The organism is Pseudomonas sp. WT-JTC, from assembly GCF_056711565.1.
This window is the reverse complement of the sequence record NZ_CM160042.1, coordinates 1,149,819-1,168,728: the sequence shown is the minus strand read 5'-3', so window position 1 is coordinate 1,168,728 and position 18,910 is coordinate 1,149,819. Positions and strand designations below refer to the sequence as shown.

11 protein-coding genes are annotated in these 18,910 nt (G+C 58.8%); 4 read left to right on the top strand and 7 right to left on the bottom strand.

Translation table 11 applies throughout. The annotated features are described in order from the left end of the window. Positions 1-148 precede the first annotated feature (148 nt). Entirely contained in the window at positions 149-1,567 is a 1,419-nt protein-coding gene (locus AC06G5_RS05130) for an amino acid permease (protein ID WP_413425777.1), read from the bottom strand. Positions 1,568-2,038: 471 nt separating this feature from the next. Between AC06G5_RS05130 and AC06G5_RS05125 the strand changes: the two genes are divergently transcribed. Next, positions 2,039-5,149, top strand: coding sequence for a transglycosylase domain-containing protein (locus AC06G5_RS05125; protein WP_480459053.1), 3,111 nt, complete (start codon positions 2,039-2,041; stop codon positions 5,147-5,149). Between the two features lie 148 nt (positions 5,150-5,297). Continuing rightward, a complete protein-coding gene (locus AC06G5_RS05120) occupies positions 5,298-9,947 on the top strand; it encodes an NEL-type E3 ubiquitin ligase domain-containing protein (RefSeq protein WP_480459052.1) in 4,650 nt (1,549 codons plus the stop codon). A gap of 66 nt (positions 9,948-10,013) precedes the next feature. On the opposite strand, the gene AC06G5_RS05115 is transcribed toward AC06G5_RS05120, so the two are convergent. The 6 genes from AC06G5_RS05115 to AC06G5_RS05090 form a co-directional block, all read right to left on the bottom strand. Then, entirely contained in the window at positions 10,014-11,285 is a 1,272-nt protein-coding gene (locus AC06G5_RS05115) for a hypothetical protein (protein WP_480459051.1), read from the bottom strand. Beyond that, entirely contained in the window at positions 11,282-11,776 is a 495-nt protein-coding gene (locus tag AC06G5_RS05110) for a CS1 type fimbrial major subunit (RefSeq protein WP_413703509.1), read from the bottom strand. Before AC06G5_RS05110 ends, AC06G5_RS05115 begins: the two co-directional genes overlap by 4 nt. A 46-nt stretch (positions 11,777-11,822) precedes the next feature. Next, entirely contained in the window at positions 11,823-12,566 is a 744-nt protein-coding gene (locus AC06G5_RS05105) for a molecular chaperone (RefSeq protein ID WP_413428026.1), read from the bottom strand. Between the two features lie 59 nt (positions 12,567-12,625). Next, positions 12,626-13,912, bottom strand: a complete 1,287-nt coding sequence (locus AC06G5_RS05100; protein ID WP_480459050.1) for a hypothetical protein — start codon at positions 13,910-13,912, stop codon at positions 12,626-12,628. A gap of 2 nt (positions 13,913-13,914) precedes the next feature. Continuing rightward, a complete protein-coding gene (locus AC06G5_RS05095; RefSeq protein WP_413428028.1) occupies positions 13,915-16,437 on the bottom strand; it encodes a CS1-pili formation C-terminal domain-containing protein in 2,523 nt (840 codons plus the stop codon). Positions 16,438-16,548: 111 nt separating this feature from the next. Next, positions 16,549-17,028 carry a CS1 type fimbrial major subunit gene (locus AC06G5_RS05090; RefSeq protein WP_413428029.1) on the bottom strand — a complete coding sequence of 160 codons (480 nt, stop codon included), beginning with the start codon at positions 17,026-17,028 and terminating at the stop codon, positions 16,549-16,551. A gap of 504 nt (positions 17,029-17,532) precedes the next feature. Here AC06G5_RS05090 and AC06G5_RS05085 point away from each other — a divergent pair. Next, positions 17,533-18,108: a PadR family transcriptional regulator gene (locus tag AC06G5_RS05085; protein ID WP_413428030.1), complete on the top strand. Its 576-nt coding sequence runs from the start codon at positions 17,533-17,535 to the stop codon at positions 18,106-18,108. Further along, positions 18,105-18,896: a siderophore-interacting protein gene (locus AC06G5_RS05080; protein WP_413428031.1), complete on the top strand. Its 792-nt coding sequence runs from the start codon at positions 18,105-18,107 to the stop codon at positions 18,894-18,896. Before AC06G5_RS05085 ends, AC06G5_RS05080 begins: the two co-directional genes overlap by 4 nt. Positions 18,897-18,910 lie beyond the last annotated feature (14 nt).

Below are 18,910 nucleotides of genomic sequence, written 5' to 3'. Positions count from 1 at the left end.
TTAACGACCATCGCGAGCAAGCTCGCTCCTACAATGGGTCGGCGTTTTTTGTAGGAGCGAGCTCGCGATGGACTCAAGAGCGCCGCGTTTAGCCAGAAAACACGCGTTATCGTTATCGACCATCGCGAGCAAGCTCGCTCCTACAAGTTTACGAAGCCGAACGCACCGCGCCTTGCGCAACATTGGTCGGTTGCAGCTTGAACACGTAGAACAGCACCGTCAGCAGCACCAGGAACGCCGGGCCCACATACAGCGCCACGCGGGTGTCCGGGAAGTACGCCATCAGGCCGACCACCAGCACCAGGAATGCCAGCGCCAGGTACGAGCTGACCGGGTACAGCCACATGCGGTACTTCAAGCCCGCTCGCTCGCTGGCGCTCAAGCCTTTGCGGAACTTGAGCTGGGCCAGCAGGATCATCACCCAGGTCCAGATCGCGCCGAAGGTGGCAATCGCCGTTACCCAGACGAAGACCTTCTCCGGCACCAGATAGTTGAGCAATACGCCCAGCAGCAAGGCACCGATCGACAGCAGCAAGGCGCGACGCGGCACACCGTTCGAGGTCTTGGCAAAACCGGCCGGGGCCTGGCCGTTCTGCGCCAGGCTGTAGAGCATGCGCCCGGTGCTGAAGATGCCGCCGTTGCAGGACGACAACGCAGCGGTGATCACCACGAAGTTGATGATGCCCGCGGCAGTCTTGATGCCCAGGCGCTCGAAGGTCATTACGAACGGACTGCCCTGGGTGCCGATTTCATTCCATGGGTAGATCGACAGGATCACGAACAAGGCTCCGACGTAGAACAGCAGAATCCGCCAGAACACCGAGCCGATGGCGTCAGGGATGGTCTTCTGCGGGTTCTTCGCTTCACCGGCGGTCAGGCCGATCATCTCCACGCCCAGGTAGGCGAACATCACCATCTGCAGGGACATCAGCACGCCTTGCACGCCGTTGGGCATGAAGCCGCCGTGGGTCCACAGATTGGCAATCCCAAGGGCAATGCCGTCGTTGCCGAAACCCAACGCAATGACGCCGATACCTCCCAGCACCATGGCAATGATGGTGACGATCTTGATCAGGGCAAACCAGAATTCGAATTCGCCAAAGGCCTTGACTGCGATCAGGTTGATCGAGCCCATGCTGACCAACGCAGCGAGTGCCCAGATCCAGCGCGGCACTTCGGGGAACCAGACCCCCATGTACACCGCGACGGCAGTGATTTCCGCAACACAGGTCACCAGCCACAGGAACCAGTAGTTCCAGCCGGTCAGGAAGCCCGCCAGCGGGCCGAGGTAGTCTTGGGCGTAACGGCTGAACGAGCCTGCAACCGGGTTGTGCACGGCCATCTCGCCGAGGGCGCGCATGATCACCAGGATCGCCAGACCGCCGATGATGTAGGACAGCATGATGGCCGGACCGGCCATTTCAATGGCCTTGGCCGAACCCAGAAACAGACCGACGCCAATACAGGCACCGAGTGCCATCAGGCGAATATGCCGCTCGCCGAGTTCACGTTTGAGCGGACCGCCCTGAGCGGTTTCGCCGTGGGGCAGGTGATTGCCTACAGGCATGGGGGGACATCCTCGTCTTGTTATTGGATATGACCACCGAGTGGCGAAGCGCTGACCGGTAAGCCCTCGCTTCCCGAACCGGGCCTGCTTCGTGGGCAGACCTGTCTTGTGGGAAAAACCCGCAAAATCAGTGGGAAAAGCGGCGCCGAGTATTGCACAACAATGGTGCATCGTCATGCCCCTGCCAAAGTCGTATCTCCCCCTGCTAACGCTCTACCCCGGGCATTACAGACCACCCCCCTCTCAAACCATACGACACCTGTGGCGAGGGGGCTTGCCCCCGTTTGGCCGGCCCGCGCTCGGGCGAAGCAGTCGAACGGGGGCAAGCCCCCCTCGCCACAACTGCTTCAATCAGCCCAATTAACGGTGTGTCCGTGCATCATTTTGCCCTTCACATTTTTTTCACCTTCGCCAACCACCGTCTAAGCTTGAGTCAAGTCCGATCAATCTGCGTGAATGGATCAGTCGACTATGGGCGCTTTGTGGCAAACCGATTCGAGTAAAACCGTGGTTCCGACTGAACGTGAGGATGAAGCGCCTATACCTGAAAAACCCCGTCGTTCCAGGCACGGATGGGGAGCGTTCTGGCTATTGCTGTTGATTATCGCGATTGTCGTGGGGCTGGCGGCTGCCAGGGAAATGCGTACCTCGAAGTTCCAGGCCCGGGAAGTCAGCAAATACGCTGCGTCCCTCAACTATGAGCTCAAACCCGGCCCCAGCGATGCCATTCGCTATCCGGGCGACGGGCCGTTCGATCGGCGCCTGGGCTACAGCTCTCTGGATGAATTCCTGCCGCGCCTGATCAAGCGCGATTTCGTCGTCGAGGCGCAAACCCGTTTTTCTCCGGCCCTGTTGAAGTACAGCGACAAGGGCCTGTTCGTGCCTTATGCCGAAAAAATCCAGGCCGGGCTGTCGATCACCGATTGCCGCGCAGCGCCGCTCTACCAGTACCACTATCCACAGCAGCTTTATTCAACCTTTACCTCGATCCCGCCAGTGGTGGTCAACAGCCTGCTGTTCATCGAGAACCGCTTCCTGCTCGACCCCCAACAACCGCTGGCCAACCCGGCGGTGGACTGGCCACGGTTCGGCATGGCGGCATGGTCCCAGGTGGCCAAGATGTTGCACGTGCCCGGCCAGTCCGCCGGTGGCAGTACCTTGGCCACACAGTTGGAGAAGTACCGGCATTCCCCCGATGGCTTGACGGTCAATGGCGCGGAAAAGATCCGCCAGATGATTTCCGCCACCGTGCGCGCCTATCAGGCCGGGCCACAAACCCTCGAAGCCCGGCAGAACGTGGTTCGCGACTACCTCAACAGCGTGCCGTTATCAGCCGTACCGGGGCACGGCGAAGTGCATGGCATGGCTGAGGGCTTGCGCGTGTGGTATGGCTCGGACTTCAAGCAGGCCAACGAAGCCCTGACCAGCACTGCAACGGATCCGAAAACCATGGCGGAAAAAGGCCTGGCCCTGCGTGAAATGCTGTCGTTGATGATTGCACAGCGCCGCCCGTCGCATTACCTGACCAAAGGCCATGATGAACTGGCCGACCTCACCGACAGCCATATTCGCCTGCTGGCGCAAAATAATGTGATCGACGCTCAGTTCGCCGCCGCCGCCCTGGCCAGCAAGGTGACCTACCGCGATTGGGCCACCCAGCCGACCATTCAACCGATTGAAACCAACAAGGGCATCAGTGTGGCGCGCAGCCGTCTGGCCGGCATGCTCAATCGCCCGCTGTATGACCTCGACCGCCTCGACCTGTCCGCCACCAGCACCCTGCAAGGCGAGTTGCAATCGGAGGCCACCGAGTACCTGAAAAAACTGGCCGACCCTGGGTTTGCCACGCAGATCGGCCTGATCGGCGAACGACTTCTGACCACCACCAGCACCACCCAGGTACGCTACAGCTTCACCCTGTTCGAGCTGACCCCGGACGGCTCGCGGGTTAGGGTGCAGACCGACAGCACCGACCAGCCGTTCGACATCAACGAAGGCAGCAAACTGGAACTGGGCTCCACCGCGAAAATGCGCGTGCTGACCACCTACCTGCAAATCATCTCCGAGCTGCACGACAAATACGCCGGCATGGACGTTGCGGAACTGAAGAAAGTCGACGTACCGGATCAGGACCGCCTGAGTCGCTGGGCGGTCGATTACCTGATCGAGAACAAGGACCGCGACCTGCCAAAAATGCTCGGCGCGGCCCTGGACCGCAAATACTCCGCCAGCCCCGGCGAGGCGTTTTTCACCGGGGGCGGCCTGCATGTGTTCCACAACTTCCGCAAGGAAGACAACGGCCGCATACCGACCCTGCGCGACGCCCTGCGCGAGTCGATCAACCTGCCGTTCATTCGCCTGATGCGTGACCTGGTGCGCTACACCACCTACTCCGGTGCGAACAGCAGTGCCGAACTGTTCAAGGACGACCGCGACCCGCGGCGTCAGGAATACCTGGCCTCGTTCGCCGACCGTGAAGGTACTTCGTTCCTGCTCAAGTTCTGGAAGAAGTACAAGAACAAGGACACCCAGGAGCGGCTCGAAACCTTCCTCGACAGCATGCGTCCGACCCCGATCCGTATGGCCGCCGTGCACCGCTATCTGCTGCCACAGGCCAGCCAGGAAAGCTTCAATGCCTTCGTGCGCTCGCACCTGACCGGTAAGCTCACGGAAAAACTCACTGACGAACGTCTCGTGCGGCTCTACGAGGCCTACGGTCCCGGCACCTACGACCTGCCGGACCAAGGCTTCATCGCCAAGGTTCACCCGCTGGACCTGTGGCTGATGGGCTACCTGCTCAATCACCCCGACGCCAAGTGGGGTGAGATCGTCAAAGCCAGCCAGTTCGAACGCCAGGAGGTCTATAGCTGGTTGTTCAAAAGCCGGCACAAGGGTGCTCGCGACAGCCGCATCCGCACCATGCTCGAAATCGAGGCGTTCCTCGACATTCACCAGCGCTGGCAGAAAGTCGGCTACCCGTTCGACCACCTGGTGCCGTCGCTGGCGACCGCCATCGGCAGCTCCGGCGACCGCCCGGCGGCGCTGGCGGAGCTGATCGGCACCATCCTCAACGACGGCGTGCGCATGCCGACCCTGCGCATCGACAGCCTGCATTTCGCCGCGAACACACCCTATGAAACCCAACTGATCAATGACCCGGACGTCGGCAAACGGGTGATGCCATCCGAGGTCGCCACGGCCATGCGCGAAGCCCTTTCACAAGTGGTGGATGCCGGTACGGCCAAACGCGTGGCCGGCAGTTTCAAACTGCCGGACGGCACCCCGCTGGCCATGGGCGGCAAGACCGGCACCGGTGACAACCGTATCGAGGCCATCGGTTCCGGCGGGCGGATTCTCAGTTCCAAATCACTCAACCGCACGGCGACCTTCGTGTTCTACATCGGTGACCACCATTTCGGCACACTGACTGCGTTCGTGCCGGGACGCTCGGCCGAGAACTTCACGTTCACCTCGGCGCTGCCCGTGCAGGTGCTCAAGGGCATGGCACCGATCCTGACACCGTATCTGCAACCGGGCACTCACACCATGTGCCAGCCTGGTGCGTCGACGGCTGTGCGATGACGTGGTGGTATCCATGTATTGTTCATGTCTGAATTCTGAGAGTGTCGAGCCGCAAACGGCGGTGTTTCAAACCGATCTTTAAGCTTTTTCCGGGCATGGCGCCTGCCTAGACTGGTGGCTCCACTCACGATCAACGGACGATCAAACCATGCCCATACCCTTCGCGGCACCCGCGCAGGCGCCATCAGTTCCTGTGGATAAAAGTGTCCACTATGAGTTGGTAAAAAAGGCCATTCCTTCCTGGCTGCTGAGCACCTCGACATCCACTGTCAAAGCCCTGAAAACCGTCAGGCTGACCCTCCCCGACTGGCACAGGAATGCGTCGGCCACGGCCCATCAAAACCTTAAAAGCGACATGCAGCTGGCCTGGACTGCCCAGAACGATATCGACCGGATGCTGAGCAATCTGCAAGATGTCTACGCCTTTGCCAAACCCCTGTTGCAACAGGCGTTGAAGGACCGCTACGGTGTTGAAGACGATGTCGAAGACACCTGGTTGCGACTCTATGCACCGAGAGAAACGTCTTGGTGGGTGCATGATTTCTCTTCAAGCACTCAGGCTCGCAACGTATCCCTGCTGGATGCGGCGCTGCACAACTTTTCCAGTGGCGAAACATTTACCCCGGACTCGGGGTTCATCACCCGCCCCGACGAGCGCGGTCACTTCTTCACCAAACACCTGCTGCACAAAATCAGCATCAAGCAGTTCACGTCACTGTGTCGCGAATTGAACATCGGCGCCCTGTACGAACAGCATCTGCGCGATTACCTGCTGTCCACCAATCCGGTGGCCAGCAACTTCTTGCGCTACAAAGTCACTCTCAACCAGAAACGTGCACTCAAAGTCGCGGCACACATGGCGTTGATGAAAAACGACATCGGCCAGCACGCCCATCACGTCATCCAAGGCTTGATTGACGGCCACAGGAATCCGCACTGGAACGGTCACCCCGTCAGCTATTACACCCTGGAGATGATGGACGCCGCACTGACCGGCATCGTGCTGATCAGCTACTCGTCACTCACCGGCAACACCCCTGCGCCGCTGATTGCGTACGTCCCGCACGATCCGCAGCATCCGCTCAAGGAGTATCCGTCGTCGCTGCAATTCATGGCGGAACTGACCCGCCAGCTGCGCAGCACAGAGCCCGATGACAACTACCAACAGTTCTTCAGCCGGTTTGTCGCCCACAACCAGCGTGGGCATTTTTTTGCCAATTTGAACGCGCGCCTGAGCAAGGTGACATGGCAACCCGCCCCACCGGGCTCCAACCTTCCGAGTTGGCGCGACACACCGGTGAATAACCCGAATCTGCAATTTCGCGTGACGAAGTTCGAGGAGGATCGCCAGCTGCGCTATACCGGCGACCCGTGGGACTACCTCTACAAACGCAGCATGAACAAGATTTTCAACGACGCCCGGGAGATCGCGATCACCACCGAGTACGCCGACCGCATCGCTCGCTGGGCCTGGTGGGACAATCTGGAGAAAATGCTCTCGGACATTTTCAATGCCGCCCTGCTGGTGGTGACACCCTTCGTTCCGAGGCTGGGCGAGCTGATGCTGGCGTATACCGTCTATCAACTGACCGACGAAGTGGTCGAAGGCATTGTCGACCTGGCCGAAGGTCGCTTGATCGAGGCGGCTGAACAGGCCATCGGCGTGCTGGAAAGTGTCGCTCAGTTCGCTGCGTTCGCGGGGGGAGCCGCACTGGGCAACTACGCCCGGACGCAGCTCTCGCCGTTTTTCGAGGGACTCAAACCGGTCCAGTCGGCCAACGGCCAGACGCGTTTGTGGCACCCCGACCTGGCACCCTATCAGCGACCCGACATCGTCTTGCCCACCACCGCCAGGCCAGACCGGTTGGGTATCTACCAGCATCAAGAGCAAAGCCTTGTACGCTTGGACAACCAGCATTACCAGGTACGCCAGGACCCGGTAACCGGGCAACACCGCATCCAGCATCCGCAACGCGCCGACGCCTATGCGCCCACCCTGCAACACAACGGCCACGGGGCCTGGGTCAGCGAAACGGAAAACCCTCGGCAGTGGGAAGGCTCGACGCTGATGCGCCGCCTCGGTCACAGCACCGACGGTTACAGCGACCGGCAACTCGAGCGGATCCGTCAGGTCAGCGGCAGCGAAGAGGCCGAACTGCGCAGGATGCACGTTGAGCTCGCGCCACCGCCGCCGCTGCTGAGCGATACCCTGCAACGCATCGGTTCGACCGCCAGCCCCGCCCCGGTGCCCTCCCCCGAAATTGGCCAGCTGTTCAGCGACTTCCCGGACCTGCCAGAAAGCATCGCACAAAGAATCCTCGCCAGTGCCACCCCCTCGGAGCGCCAGCGGATCGCGCAAAACAAGCGCCTGCCACTGCGCCTGAAAACCCGCGCACGCGAACTCCAATTCGAAACACGATCGGTTCGCGCGGCACAGGGCCTGTACCTTGACTCATTAAGCAGCATCGATACCGAACGCCTGGCGCTGGGAGTCTTGCGAATCTACACCGATACCTTTGCCGACCTGCGCATTGAAATCCGCCAGGGAACGTTCGATGGCGAACTTCGTTGCGACACCGGTTCCGAAAATGCAACGCAGGTGCGGGTATTGATTCGGGACGCCACCGGAAAATACACCGTACGCGATGGCTCGGACCAGCCGATCCACGAAGCGGAAGGTCTTTTTGAAGCCCTCCTCCATGCCACTCAAAAGAACGGGCGCAACGTATTGGGCTACAGGCCGGGCGACGGCGAGTCTTTCAGACAATGGGTCATCGCCAAGGCCACCCCCACCGAACGTCGCACAGTCCTCGCCACCCCGCCCTTGCGGCCCGTTGCCGAACACGAAACCCTGCTGCTGGTGCGTGGCGGTGGTTTGAGCAGGGACGGCGCAACCGTGCACGATCGCATTCGCGACCTCTACCCGCATTTCAGCGAACGCGAGGTCGATACATACGCCGATGCCTTGATCGAACGAGGCGAGCCGCTCAAAGCCATGGAACGCGAAGAGGACGAGCTCGACGAACTGCGGACAATCGTCAACCGTTGGGAATATCAGCAACCCCAGGCCTGGGGACCCGGCGGTACCAGCTTCCGCGATGATGGCGGACAACACATTGCCGAACGGCTCATTGAATGTTTCCGGCGCAAAAACACCGACCTCGGTAACCGCACCGACCCGGCCAGCTACTCCCTTGACCTCTCTCGGGAGCTCTTGCCGCTGGACCTGGAAACCTGGTGGTCAAAACGCCCGGAGCTGAAAAAATTCCTCGACAAGGTCACCGAGCTCAAACTCGACAACACGCGTTTTTCGATTGAGCTGAACGGAATTCTCAAGGACTTTCCCAACCTTCGTGAACTCAGCGCCAAAGGTTGCGAGCTGACGATACTGCCCAAAAGGCTGGACACGATGCCGAGGCTGGAACGCCTGCGCCTGAGCGATAACAAGATCGTGCTGGACCTGGCCACAGTGAATCGGCTGAAAAAAATGACCCGCCTGGAAATCCTCCGGCTCGATGACAACCCTTTGGGCATGAGCCCGGACATCGGGCGCATGCCTCGCCTGAAAGTCGTGGGGCTGAAGAACACGGGACTTTCAGCCTGGCCGAACGGAACGTTCAGCAAACCCAGACCCCGTGGCTTCCTGCTGGACCTGCGAGCAAACCCGATCCGCCGGGTTCCCGAAGTGGTGCCTGGCTCTGCTCACGCCTGGATCGTGGCGCGCAGCCGCCTGAGTGTTGGCAATTTGTCTGATGTCGATCAATTGCTCTATCAGCAAATGCGTCGCTCATTTTCGTTGCCGCCGGAGCCCGTCGTGCCCTGGTCCAGTCAGATCGACCCCATGATCAGCATCGACCACTGGAGTGATGTACCCGGTTGGGGCATTGACCGCGCCACTCTGTGGTCGGACCTGATCGACGAACCCCGAGCCCAGCGCTTCATGGAAGTGCTGGTCAACACCCAGGACTCGGCCGACTATCGAGCCGGCGGCCCGGCGCGCGATCAGCTGCGTCAACGCATCTGGCGCATGCTCGATGCAGTACAGGTCGACACACGCTTGCGCGAGGAGCTGTTCACCATGGCCATCGCCCCCGTGGACTGTGCCGACGCCGGTGCGAAACTGTTCAACAACATGGGTATCCGGGTGCTGGCCTCCGAGGCGTACTCGTACTCCACCAACCGCGTCGAGCTTGAAAACAAACTGGTGACGCTGACCAAGGGTGCCGCTCGCCTGGAGCAGGTCAATGAAATCGCCCGTGCCGACGTCGCCAGTCGTGGCGGCAACCCTGACGATGTAGAGGTCTATCTGGCTTACCAGACCGGGCTGGCGCAGCGCCTGGGCTTGCCGTGGCAATCCGAAGGCATGCTTTTCAGGCCCGTGTCCGGAGTGACCGATGCCATGGTCAATCAGGCCTATGACACAGTGCTGACGCTGGAAGAAGGCGATGGCCTGGTCAACAAAATGCTTGAGCAGCATTTCTGGGAAGATTATCTGCGCGAAAGGTATCCAGCCCGAATGGAAGCCAACAAGCGAATCTACCAGGCCAAATACGAGCGACTGGAGACGTTGCGCAGCGTGCAGCGGGAGTGGACGCAAGCTGCGGACACAGACCGGGGTGAACTGCGAAACCGCCTGTGGGAGCTGATGAATGATCTGCCGGTGCCACCCACGGTGGTCTTTGCCGATGAGCCGATCAGCGATGCGATCTTTGACCGATTGCTGGTTGACCTGGGCGACGAAGAGAAGGAATTGTCGAGACGCTTGACTCGCGAGGCGTTAAGGCGAGCCGGGCAATAACAGTGCAGTGCCTGGACGGGCTGGCGACTGCCGCCAGCCCGTCCAGGAGCATTGCGACGCTCTGCGTCAGACGTCCGAATCCCAGATAACGGTGACAGAGCCCCTGTAACGTTGACCTACTGGCGGCCTGAGCATTTCTTCCACACGTTGCGGCGGCATTTCAAAGTGCAGCACGCCCGGCGCTCTATCGACATAAAACCCCGGTTGGAATTGCAACGCATTGGCCTCTCCCGGGAGCAGGCGCATTTGCCTGACGGGTTGTCCAGCCATGTCGGTCAGACCATTGGGCAGACTGACGCTGACATAGATCCCAACCATACGCCTCGCCTCAATGCTATAAAGCCCGCATTGGTCATAGACGGTGCTGTGTCCGCACATCAAATGCATCTTGAAACGCGATGACGCGGAAATGTTGAAGGTCTGGTCGCGGAACAGCCGCACAGGTTTGCGCCCCGCCTGCAACCAGCTCTGCCAACCGCCTTTGGGCTCCAACACAACGCTGTTACCACCCGGCGGAATATCGACTTTGAGGGTGTGTTCTACGTTCAATGCAAAATCAAGTTGGATGACATCATCATCGGGCAACATGATATCGCCCATATCGAATTCTTTATGTGGCCCCACACTGTAGGACAACACGCCCCTGTAGGTCCCTGACGACATTTTCAGAGGCTGAGGCGTTTCGAGCTCATAAGAAAAAGTCAGATCCTGATAAGCAAACCCATAAGTTTCGGGAATTAACTGAATAGCCTGTTTTGCGCAAGTGCCCGCATTGGGCGGCACTTTCCAAAAGAAGGCATAAAAGTAAGGGCTGGCATAGGCCACACCACCATGTCGACAGGGAGCAGGAGCATACCCCCAAGGACTGTTCCACATGCCTTCGGGAAACGGCAGTTTGACTGTGTACGCGCCACCTATGCCCACGACCCGCATTCTGACTGTTTCGGTTTCCCCGGTAACGTCATGGGTGACATTCAGCTCTTTCCAGGATGACGGCACCCGAAACATGGGGCCCTGGCGCTCATCATGCATCGGCAGGAAAGGCGCGACGGACCTGAAACGAATCGGTACCCCGATACTGAAAACCCCCTCCTCACAATAATTCGGATGATCCTTGCAATGCCCGCTCTGTGGTGTCGTATTCTGAAACACGTTGTGCATGGGTTTCGACGGATCAGGACGAAACACCGCTGTCATCTCAATGGTCGCTGCGTTTGATGACATTGAACAAAACAAAGTAAACACGCTTATAAGCGTGCACTTCAGTTTATTTATTGAGTGCATTCCCTGTACCTCGATTAACCGCTCCAAAAGCCCGCAATGAAAATGAAATTTCATGGCGCGGCCGCACTGAAGACCAGCAAGACATTTCCATAGTAAGTCCCCGGTTTGTAGCCGCCGGCCGGCGGCCTCGGTGTAATTACCAGAGGGAAACGGCCGCCGGTCCTGGCCTGTTCCGCCGGCACCACTTCCCGGGGCTGAGGCTCATGGCTCAACAAGCGATCATTGAATTGGACCTGCAGGAAAATGTTCTGCTCGTCGCGTCCATTGGACAGATACGGCGCACTCTCCAGCCGGGCCTCGATGGCGCCGGAGTCATGGCGCACGTCGAAATTTTTGCGTAGCCCTCCCAGCCTCGAGGTGCCCAGATCCCACGACAGTGTCTGTTCACGATGAATCCAGTTCGATTCGGCGGGTATCACGTAAAATCCCAGGGTCGGAATGTCCACCGACACTTCGAATCTGTGCTCTTCCCGCGCCGCGTACGCCAGCGCGCTGTTCAGCATCAGGGCGCCCATGCACAAGGCGCAAGCCACTTGCTTGTTCATATCAATTACCTGTTGCATCAAGTACGGGACCGCTCGGCAGGCGCTGTTATTGGCTGGCGATGCGCAGGGTTTTCTTGCTGTCGCCCTCGACCACATTGAAACGGTATTCGCGCCCGGGCTTCTTCTCGAACTCGAAGGTCCTGCCCGCCAGCACATGGTGCTTGGTGGTCGGTTCGCACTCGGTTTCGTTCTTGCGCGAGCAGTTGCGGAACTCGTCGATCACCACCACGGTATTGCCCTTGTTGCGCAGGCGATAACGCTCGGGGGTGTCGTCGATCACGCTGTCGAAACGCGCATTACTCGGGCGAACAAAAAACACCGTGCCGAAGCCGGTCATGACGTTGACTCCCGCCGACAGGTTCTTTTTGTAGTCGTCGCGCTCTTCCGCCGACACGGCGAACTCGTCTTCCTTTTCCGGCACTACCGGCACGAAGCGCACACGGAAATAGCGCTCGGTGTCGCGGCTGCCCATGTGCAGCAAACGGGTGCCCTGCATGCCGTTGGCCGGCACGATCAACCGCGCCGGGCTGGCCATCAGCCCATCGCGGCCGCTGGCATCGGCCTGGGTCTTGACCGGCACTTCACTGGACGTACCGTCAGCGTTATAGATGATTTCCAGGATGTTGACCTTGACGAACGCGGTGCTGTCGCCGCTGTTGAACACGCGCTTGAGGTACGTGCTTTTTTCGCCATCCAGATAGTCGTACACCGTGCCGACATTGATTTGCGGGCCGGCCTGGAGCCCCAAGGAAAAGCCGCACAAACCCAGCAATAACCACACACGTTTCATAACCTTGAACCTCATGACATTGACCCTCTTGCGAACCCGCACTATGGCTACGCTGCCCATCAGACTTCCGAATCCCAGATAACGGTGGCATTGCCCCTGTAAAAGGGACCTGCACCCGGCTTGAGCATGAATTCCATCTGGTCCTGCGGCACTTCAAAGTGCAGCACGCCCGGCGCTCTATCGACGTAGAACCCCGGTTGGAACTGCAATGCGTTGGCCGCTCCCGCGCGCAGGCGCATTTGCCTGACGGGTTGGCCGGCCATGTCGGTCAGCCCATTGGGCAGACTGACGCCGACATGCAACGCCACCCCACGTTTAGAGACTCGGTCATCCAGCAGGCAATCGTGGGGAAAGGCACTGAACTCACATTCCAGATGCATCTTGAAACGCGAAGACGCCGATATATTGAAAGTCTGGTCACGAAATAGCCGCACGGGCTTGCGTCCCGCCTGCAGCCAACTTTGCCAGCCACCCTGGGGCACCAACGAAATTTTGTTACCACCCGGCGGAAGTTCAACCTTTAGTTCGTGCTCTACCGTCAGAGTAAACATGAGATTGATAACACTGCTGCCTTCGGCAACCATGTTATTCCCCATGTCGATATCCCCTCGCGGCCCTATGGTGTAGATAATACTTCCGACATATACACCCGTGGCCATCTTCAACGGATTGGGTGTTCTCAGTTCATAGCCCAGATCAAGATGGTCGTACTTGAGTACAGGAATCTCAAACAAGGCCTTCTTCGCACAAACACCATCTGTTGCATCTACGCTTAAGAAAAAGCCATACATCCATGAGTTCGAACCATGATACCCCGTGGATTTGCAGGGGCCGGCGCCATGGACCCATCCCCCTCCCTCCCATAACATTTCGAATGCCGTAGCGGAAGAAGTACTCTCTGGCACCCCCACTATTTCCTGAACGGGTGTTTCCAGTAAATGAGTGGTCCCTATACCTGCCACCCTGACTTCTACCTCCGCCATTTCACCGGTCGAAACGTGCCTGACCTGGAGTGTTCTCCATTGTCCAGGGACGCCGAACATTGCACCGTCCGACTGCACAGGATGATTAGCCTTGATCGGGAAAGCCGATCGAAAACGCATCGGGAGTCGAAAACTGATTAATGGCGGATTGACACAGTACTGTGGCAGCGCCTCGCAATAGCCACTTTGTGGAGTGGTGTTAATAAACTCGTTTTTCAACGGATTTGCCGGATCCGGTCTGAATAAGGCAGTAATATTCACATCCAGCGCAACCACACGTTGTGATACCAAAGACACCAATATCCCCAATAACACAATGCTGATTCGAGCGATCAATCGTTCTTTGCAGAGTAACTTCATCATTGTTAACCCGCCTTCTCGGATTGATAAGACGCATCCGCCAAGGTATCCGGCGTACAGCGCAGATCACCGATCATCAGCACGTTGTTTTCACTGCGATGCAGGCTCGCATCAAGGCGGAACTGGCACAGCAACTGATCGGCATGACGCACTTCCAGCGTCGGCGAGCCGGCGTTCATTTCCATCGAGAAGAAGCCATCGACTTCGCTCACCCCACGGCTGGCGTGGTTGATCACGTGATGGCCCTTGAGCGGCTGCCCTTGGGCATCGAGCAAACGCCCAAGCACGGTGAAGGTTTTCATCACCCGCACCTTGCGATACTCCACGCCACCCTTGTTCAGGTGATAGCGGGTGCGCGAGGGCTCGATGGTTGCCGCCGGCGCGTGGTTGCCTTGGAAGTCGAAGCTCACCGAGCTGTTCTGGTACGCCGTGATCGGGATGAAGTTGCGCCCCGGGCGCAGGGCCGCGCTACCACCACTCAAGTCATCGGCGCGCAGGGCGATGCCGTCGATATCGGATTCCACATCGACGATCATCCCCGCGCCCCGGCCTTGGTGCTGGCTGGTCATGAGCATTTTGTCGCCGCCGACCACCAGGGTGCTGTCGACGTTGAGGCCGCCGGTGAAGTTGCCGTTGAAGGACGAGCGCTGGATGAAGCCGTCACCGTTCACACTGTCGGTGCGCAAGTTCGCCAGACTGGAAACGCCGACGCCGTAGGTATCGGTCAGTGCGGTCACCGAGACGTTCTGCAAGACGTGATCCTGCAAATCCTTGCGATAACCCAGGGATGCATTGTTGTCGCGGCTGCCGTCCCGTGCGGTGCGCGTGCCGATGCTGCCGGATATCTGCTGACCCGGCCCGCCCAATGCCATGTTGATGCTCAAGTCGACACCACGGTTACGCGCATCGCCACTGCTGAAGCTGCCGGGGCGATCAAACAGCGACAGACGCCAGTTGGCATCGCTGCCCATCACTGTGGTGCGCTGGGTCCAGCCCAGATCCACGCCTACGCCTTCAACATTGCCGTCACTGTGGGAAACCCGTGCATTCAACGAACTGCTGCGGCTGATCCGATGGTTGAGCGCCAATGACGAGTTGCTGGTCTCGCCGGTGAACACATTGCGCTGGCGTACTCGGGTACCGTCGGGCAACGTGTCGAAAGTGTTGGTGGTGTCGAGCCAACTGCGGTTGTGGCTGACCACCAGGCTGCCCGAGCCGTAGTTGTACAGGCCCTGCACATCGATGCCGGTGCCGTGGTCTTCGGTCTGGTAAAAATTGGCGTAGACACTGGTGCTGTTGGCCAGGCTCCAATCGACCGAGGTGCCGTATTGCAGTTTTTCCCGAACCTGACGCGCCGATAGTCCGAGAATCACCCGAGGATGCAGCAGGTAGTTGACCGCCGCCCCCGCCGTGGCGTCACCACTGTCCTGTTGATTCCAGTTGCTGAGCAGCCTGGTTTCCTGGCCGGCAAAAAGGTTGTAGCGCCAACGCTCGTCGTGGTTGCGCCAGTTGGTCGGTTTGTAGATCAGCTCCTGGGTGGTCGAGGTGATCTGGCCGTCTTCGATCAGGCGCACTTCCACTTCGTAGATACCTCCCGGCAATGGCCGGGTATCGAGGGTCTGCAACCCGGCCGGCACCGACTGGGTGTTGAGCAGCAGGCCATCGCGATAGATTTCCACCGAAGCCTGGCGGTTGGCGGTGACGTATACGGGATAGACGCTGGGTTTCGGTGAGTTGATCGCCAGGCTGTCGGAGCTGCCGAACATCAAGCCAACCGCCGTATCGGGGCTGGTGCCGAACGAACGGGGTTGCCGGGTCAGGCCTTCGGAATTGGGGGTGAAGTAACCCAGTCGGAAAAAACTGCCTTGCAGTTCGCGCTGGGTGTGCAGCTCATGTACGGCGTGGTAGAGCTTGTCGTCCGGCCCGCCCAGACGCGCCAGTTGCATATTGAAGGTCTGGCTCCAGTTGCCCATGCTACCGCTGGCTTCCAGGCCAAATCGGCCGCCCAGGTCCTGATCCTGCCCGCCATTGAGATTGAGCTGGTTGCGTACCATCAGGCCGCTGCTGCCGCCTTCGGGTTGGTCGTAGAAGCGTCTGGCTTCACTGTCGCGCTCGGCATTTTCCGTAACGACGGACAGCAATGAATTTTCCAGGTTGTAGTGAACGGCCAGCATTTGCTCCGGGCACTTTGCGCTGCAGGAGCCCAGCGCCACGCCGGGCTTGAGTATATCGGCCCAGGTGTCGCGCTCGCTGGCGCTGAAACGGCTGTCGCTGGTGTCGGTGAAATCGAGCAAGGTGACCCGGTCATCGCGAGATAACACAATCATCGCCTCGCCGAGGGGCTGTTGATCGAGTTCGACCCGAACCGCCAACGGAACATCGAAAAAGTGCTCCTCGAACTCTGCCGGCAGGCCTTTGGCCTGGGCCAGCAAACTTCGCGGCGTATTAACAACGGAAGTCGGCGCCGCAAATGCACTGCTACATAACAGCAGCGCAAGCGCTGCCGCGATGGGCGTCATCGGGAACATGAAAAAGTACTCTGATTACGGGAAAGTCAAAGCACGGCCGACAAACCGGAAAGTTTGCCGACCGAGTACGTTACTTGGAATAAGTAAGCGTTTTAGCGTCGAATGCCTTACTTAGACAGAAGGTTCAACGACCAGCATGACAACACCGGTGTAGTCGCCTGCATCAGGTTTACCGCTAGTGACTGCACTGATTTTGAACGGTGCACGATAACGCGTATTGGACTCAGTATCTCCAACGACTTCCTGCGAAGTGGTGTTCAACGTCTTGCCATTGAGTTCGACTTTCAAATCAATGGTTTTGCTACCGGCAATCAGCTTTGGAACGCCTTCGAGTCGCGCGTTGACCTTGCCGGCGGTGTGAAGGACGTCAAAGTGCCCGTCGACGGTTTTCATGGCGTCGATGCCTGGGTTGTAGCTCATGTCCTGATCCTTGTTGACCAGATCTGCATCGACTGGTACCGCGTAGAAATCGTCAGTTGGAACATTGGCAGTCAGACTGATGGAGTGCCGGGCTTCGGTAGCGGCGAATGCCATCGAGGAGCTGAGTGCCAGAACAGCCAGAGGAGCAGCAAACGCGATTTTCTTGAACATCTTTCAGTACCTGTCTTTTAAAAGGATTAAAGAGTTGAAAGTTCCTGATGAGCAAAAACAGTCACGAGCAGTTATTTGCTCAGCTGAACTTTCAACGCCGAAAGATGATGATTCAATAGATCTGGAAAGTAAGCAGGCAAATTCCTGCAAGTGCGTAGCCAAAGTGCTACCACCCTGGAAAGAAAAAACCTGAAACAACATAAAAACCAATGTTTGACTGTAAGAGACAGACTACAAATCGCACTTTATAGGCAATGATTAGCAACCACTCACGAAGTTACTTCTGTAAGACCGATACTACAAGCCCCGCAAACAATAGTCGAAAACATGACATTAGAGAGTTAACACTAATTTCAAGTTATTCGCCTGCATTAATACCCACTAATTTTTCGATCTTGACGGTTTCTCAGGGGTGACGCTGGGGGCGTCCGCTGGTCGGGCGGTCTTGCATTATCGTTAAGATATATCTTAAGTTGTATCTAAACACGACGAGAGAAAGCGAAAATGAGAGACCATCATTCCCCCCACCGCGAACACGGCGACGGCCACGACGGTTTCGAGAAGCGCCCCGGCCGTGAACGCGGTGGTCGGGGTCCGCGAGTGTTCGCCCCCGGCGACCTGAAATTACTGCTGCTGGCCTTGATCGCCGAACAGCCCTGCCACGGCTACGACCTGATCCGCCAGATCGAAGGCATGTTCGATGGCGCCTACAGCCCCAGCCCCGGAGTGATCTATCCGACCCTGACCTTTCTGGAAGAAAGCGAAATGATCCAGGGCGACGCCGAAGGCGGAAAAAAACGCTACGGCGTGACAGACGCCGGGCGCCAGTCCCTGATCGAGCAGGCCGTTGCACTTGAAGGTGTGCGGGTGCGCATCGATGTCAGCAAACGCTCCCTGCGCGGTCATGATCGTCCACCGGAAATCCACGAGGCGGTGCACAACCTGCGCCATGCCCTGCAACTGCACCATGGCCGCTGGAGCCCGGAAGAAATCCGGCGCGTCTCGACCCTGCTCAACAACACCGCCAAAGCCATTGTCGACGGCCCTGCCGTTCAGCCTGCCCAGGAGACAGCCGAATGATCGACGTTATCCTGCCTTCCCAAACCATTCACCGCGTCATGCACGAAATCAAACGGCGTCGCCTGGAAGTGCTGCGGGTAGTCGACCTGACTCCACGCATGCGTCGGATCACGCTGGGCGGTCCGGAACTGGCAGGTTTCGTCAGCCTTGGTACGGACGATCACGTCAAGTTGCTGTTCCCGCAGAACGCCGAGCAAGCTGCAGCCCTGGAAACCCTGGTGCTTGGCGCCGGCAAGGACAACGGGGCGATGCCGGCCATGCGTGACTACACGCCGCGCCGCTACGACCTGAACACGTTGGAGCTGGACATCGATTTCGTCCTGCACGGCGACGGCCCGGCCTCGACCTGGGCAGAACAGGCCAAGCCAGGTCAGTTTCTGCACATCGGCGGGCCCCGTGGCTCGATGATCGTGCCGGACATTTTCGACAGCTACCTGCTGATCGGTGATGAGACCGCCCTGCCCGCCATCGCCCGCCGCCTGGAAGGGCTGGCGGCCAATCGCCGGGCGTTGGTGATTGTCGAAGTGGAGAACGGCAAGGAGCAACAAGTACTGCAGAGCGCTGCCGAGATCAATGTGCTCTGGGTGCTGCGCGAAGGTGGCAAGGACCACTTGCTGAGCACTGTGCGTCAGATCCAGGTTCCTGCAGGAAGCTTGTATGCCTGGGTCGCGACCGAGAGCAAGGTGTCGCGGCAGATTCGCCGGGTGTTACTCGATGAGCATGGGCTGGATGAACAGTTCGTAAAAGCCGTCGGTTACTGGCGGCTGGATGACAGCGACGAGGAATGACAGCAACTCAATAT

What these genes read in the sequence shown, in the direction of transcription:
- AC06G5_RS05130 (WP_413425777.1), bottom strand. Translation starts at nt 1,567, where the DNA reads ATGCCTGTAGGCAATCACCTGCCCCACGGCGAAACCGCTCAGGGCGGT.
- AC06G5_RS05125 (WP_480459053.1), top strand. Translation starts at nt 2,039, where the DNA reads ATGGGCGCTTTGTGGCAAACCGATTCGAGTAAAACCGTGGTTCCGACT.
- AC06G5_RS05120 (WP_480459052.1), top strand. Translation starts at nt 5,298, where the DNA reads ATGCCCATACCCTTCGCGGCACCCGCGCAGGCGCCATCAGTTCCTGTG.
- AC06G5_RS05115 (WP_480459051.1), bottom strand. Translation starts at nt 11,285, where the DNA reads ATGAAATTTCATTTTCATTGCGGGCTTTTGGAGCGGTTAATCGAGGTA.
- AC06G5_RS05110 (WP_413703509.1), bottom strand. Translation starts at nt 11,776, where the DNA reads ATGAACAAGCAAGTGGCTTGCGCCTTGTGCATGGGCGCCCTGATGCTG.
- AC06G5_RS05105 (WP_413428026.1), bottom strand. Translation starts at nt 12,566, where the DNA reads ATGAAACGTGTGTGGTTATTGCTGGGTTTGTGCGGCTTTTCCTTGGGG.
- AC06G5_RS05100 (WP_480459050.1), bottom strand. Translation starts at nt 13,912, where the DNA reads ATGATGAAGTTACTCTGCAAAGAACGATTGATCGCTCGAATCAGCATT.
- AC06G5_RS05095 (WP_413428028.1), bottom strand. Translation starts at nt 16,437, where the DNA reads ATGTTCCCGATGACGCCCATCGCGGCAGCGCTTGCGCTGCTGTTATGT.
- AC06G5_RS05090 (WP_413428029.1), bottom strand. Translation starts at nt 17,028, where the DNA reads ATGTTCAAGAAAATCGCGTTTGCTGCTCCTCTGGCTGTTCTGGCACTC.
- AC06G5_RS05085 (WP_413428030.1), top strand. Translation starts at nt 17,533, where the DNA reads ATGAGAGACCATCATTCCCCCCACCGCGAACACGGCGACGGCCACGAC.
- AC06G5_RS05080 (WP_413428031.1), top strand. Translation starts at nt 18,105, where the DNA reads ATGATCGACGTTATCCTGCCTTCCCAAACCATTCACCGCGTCATGCAC.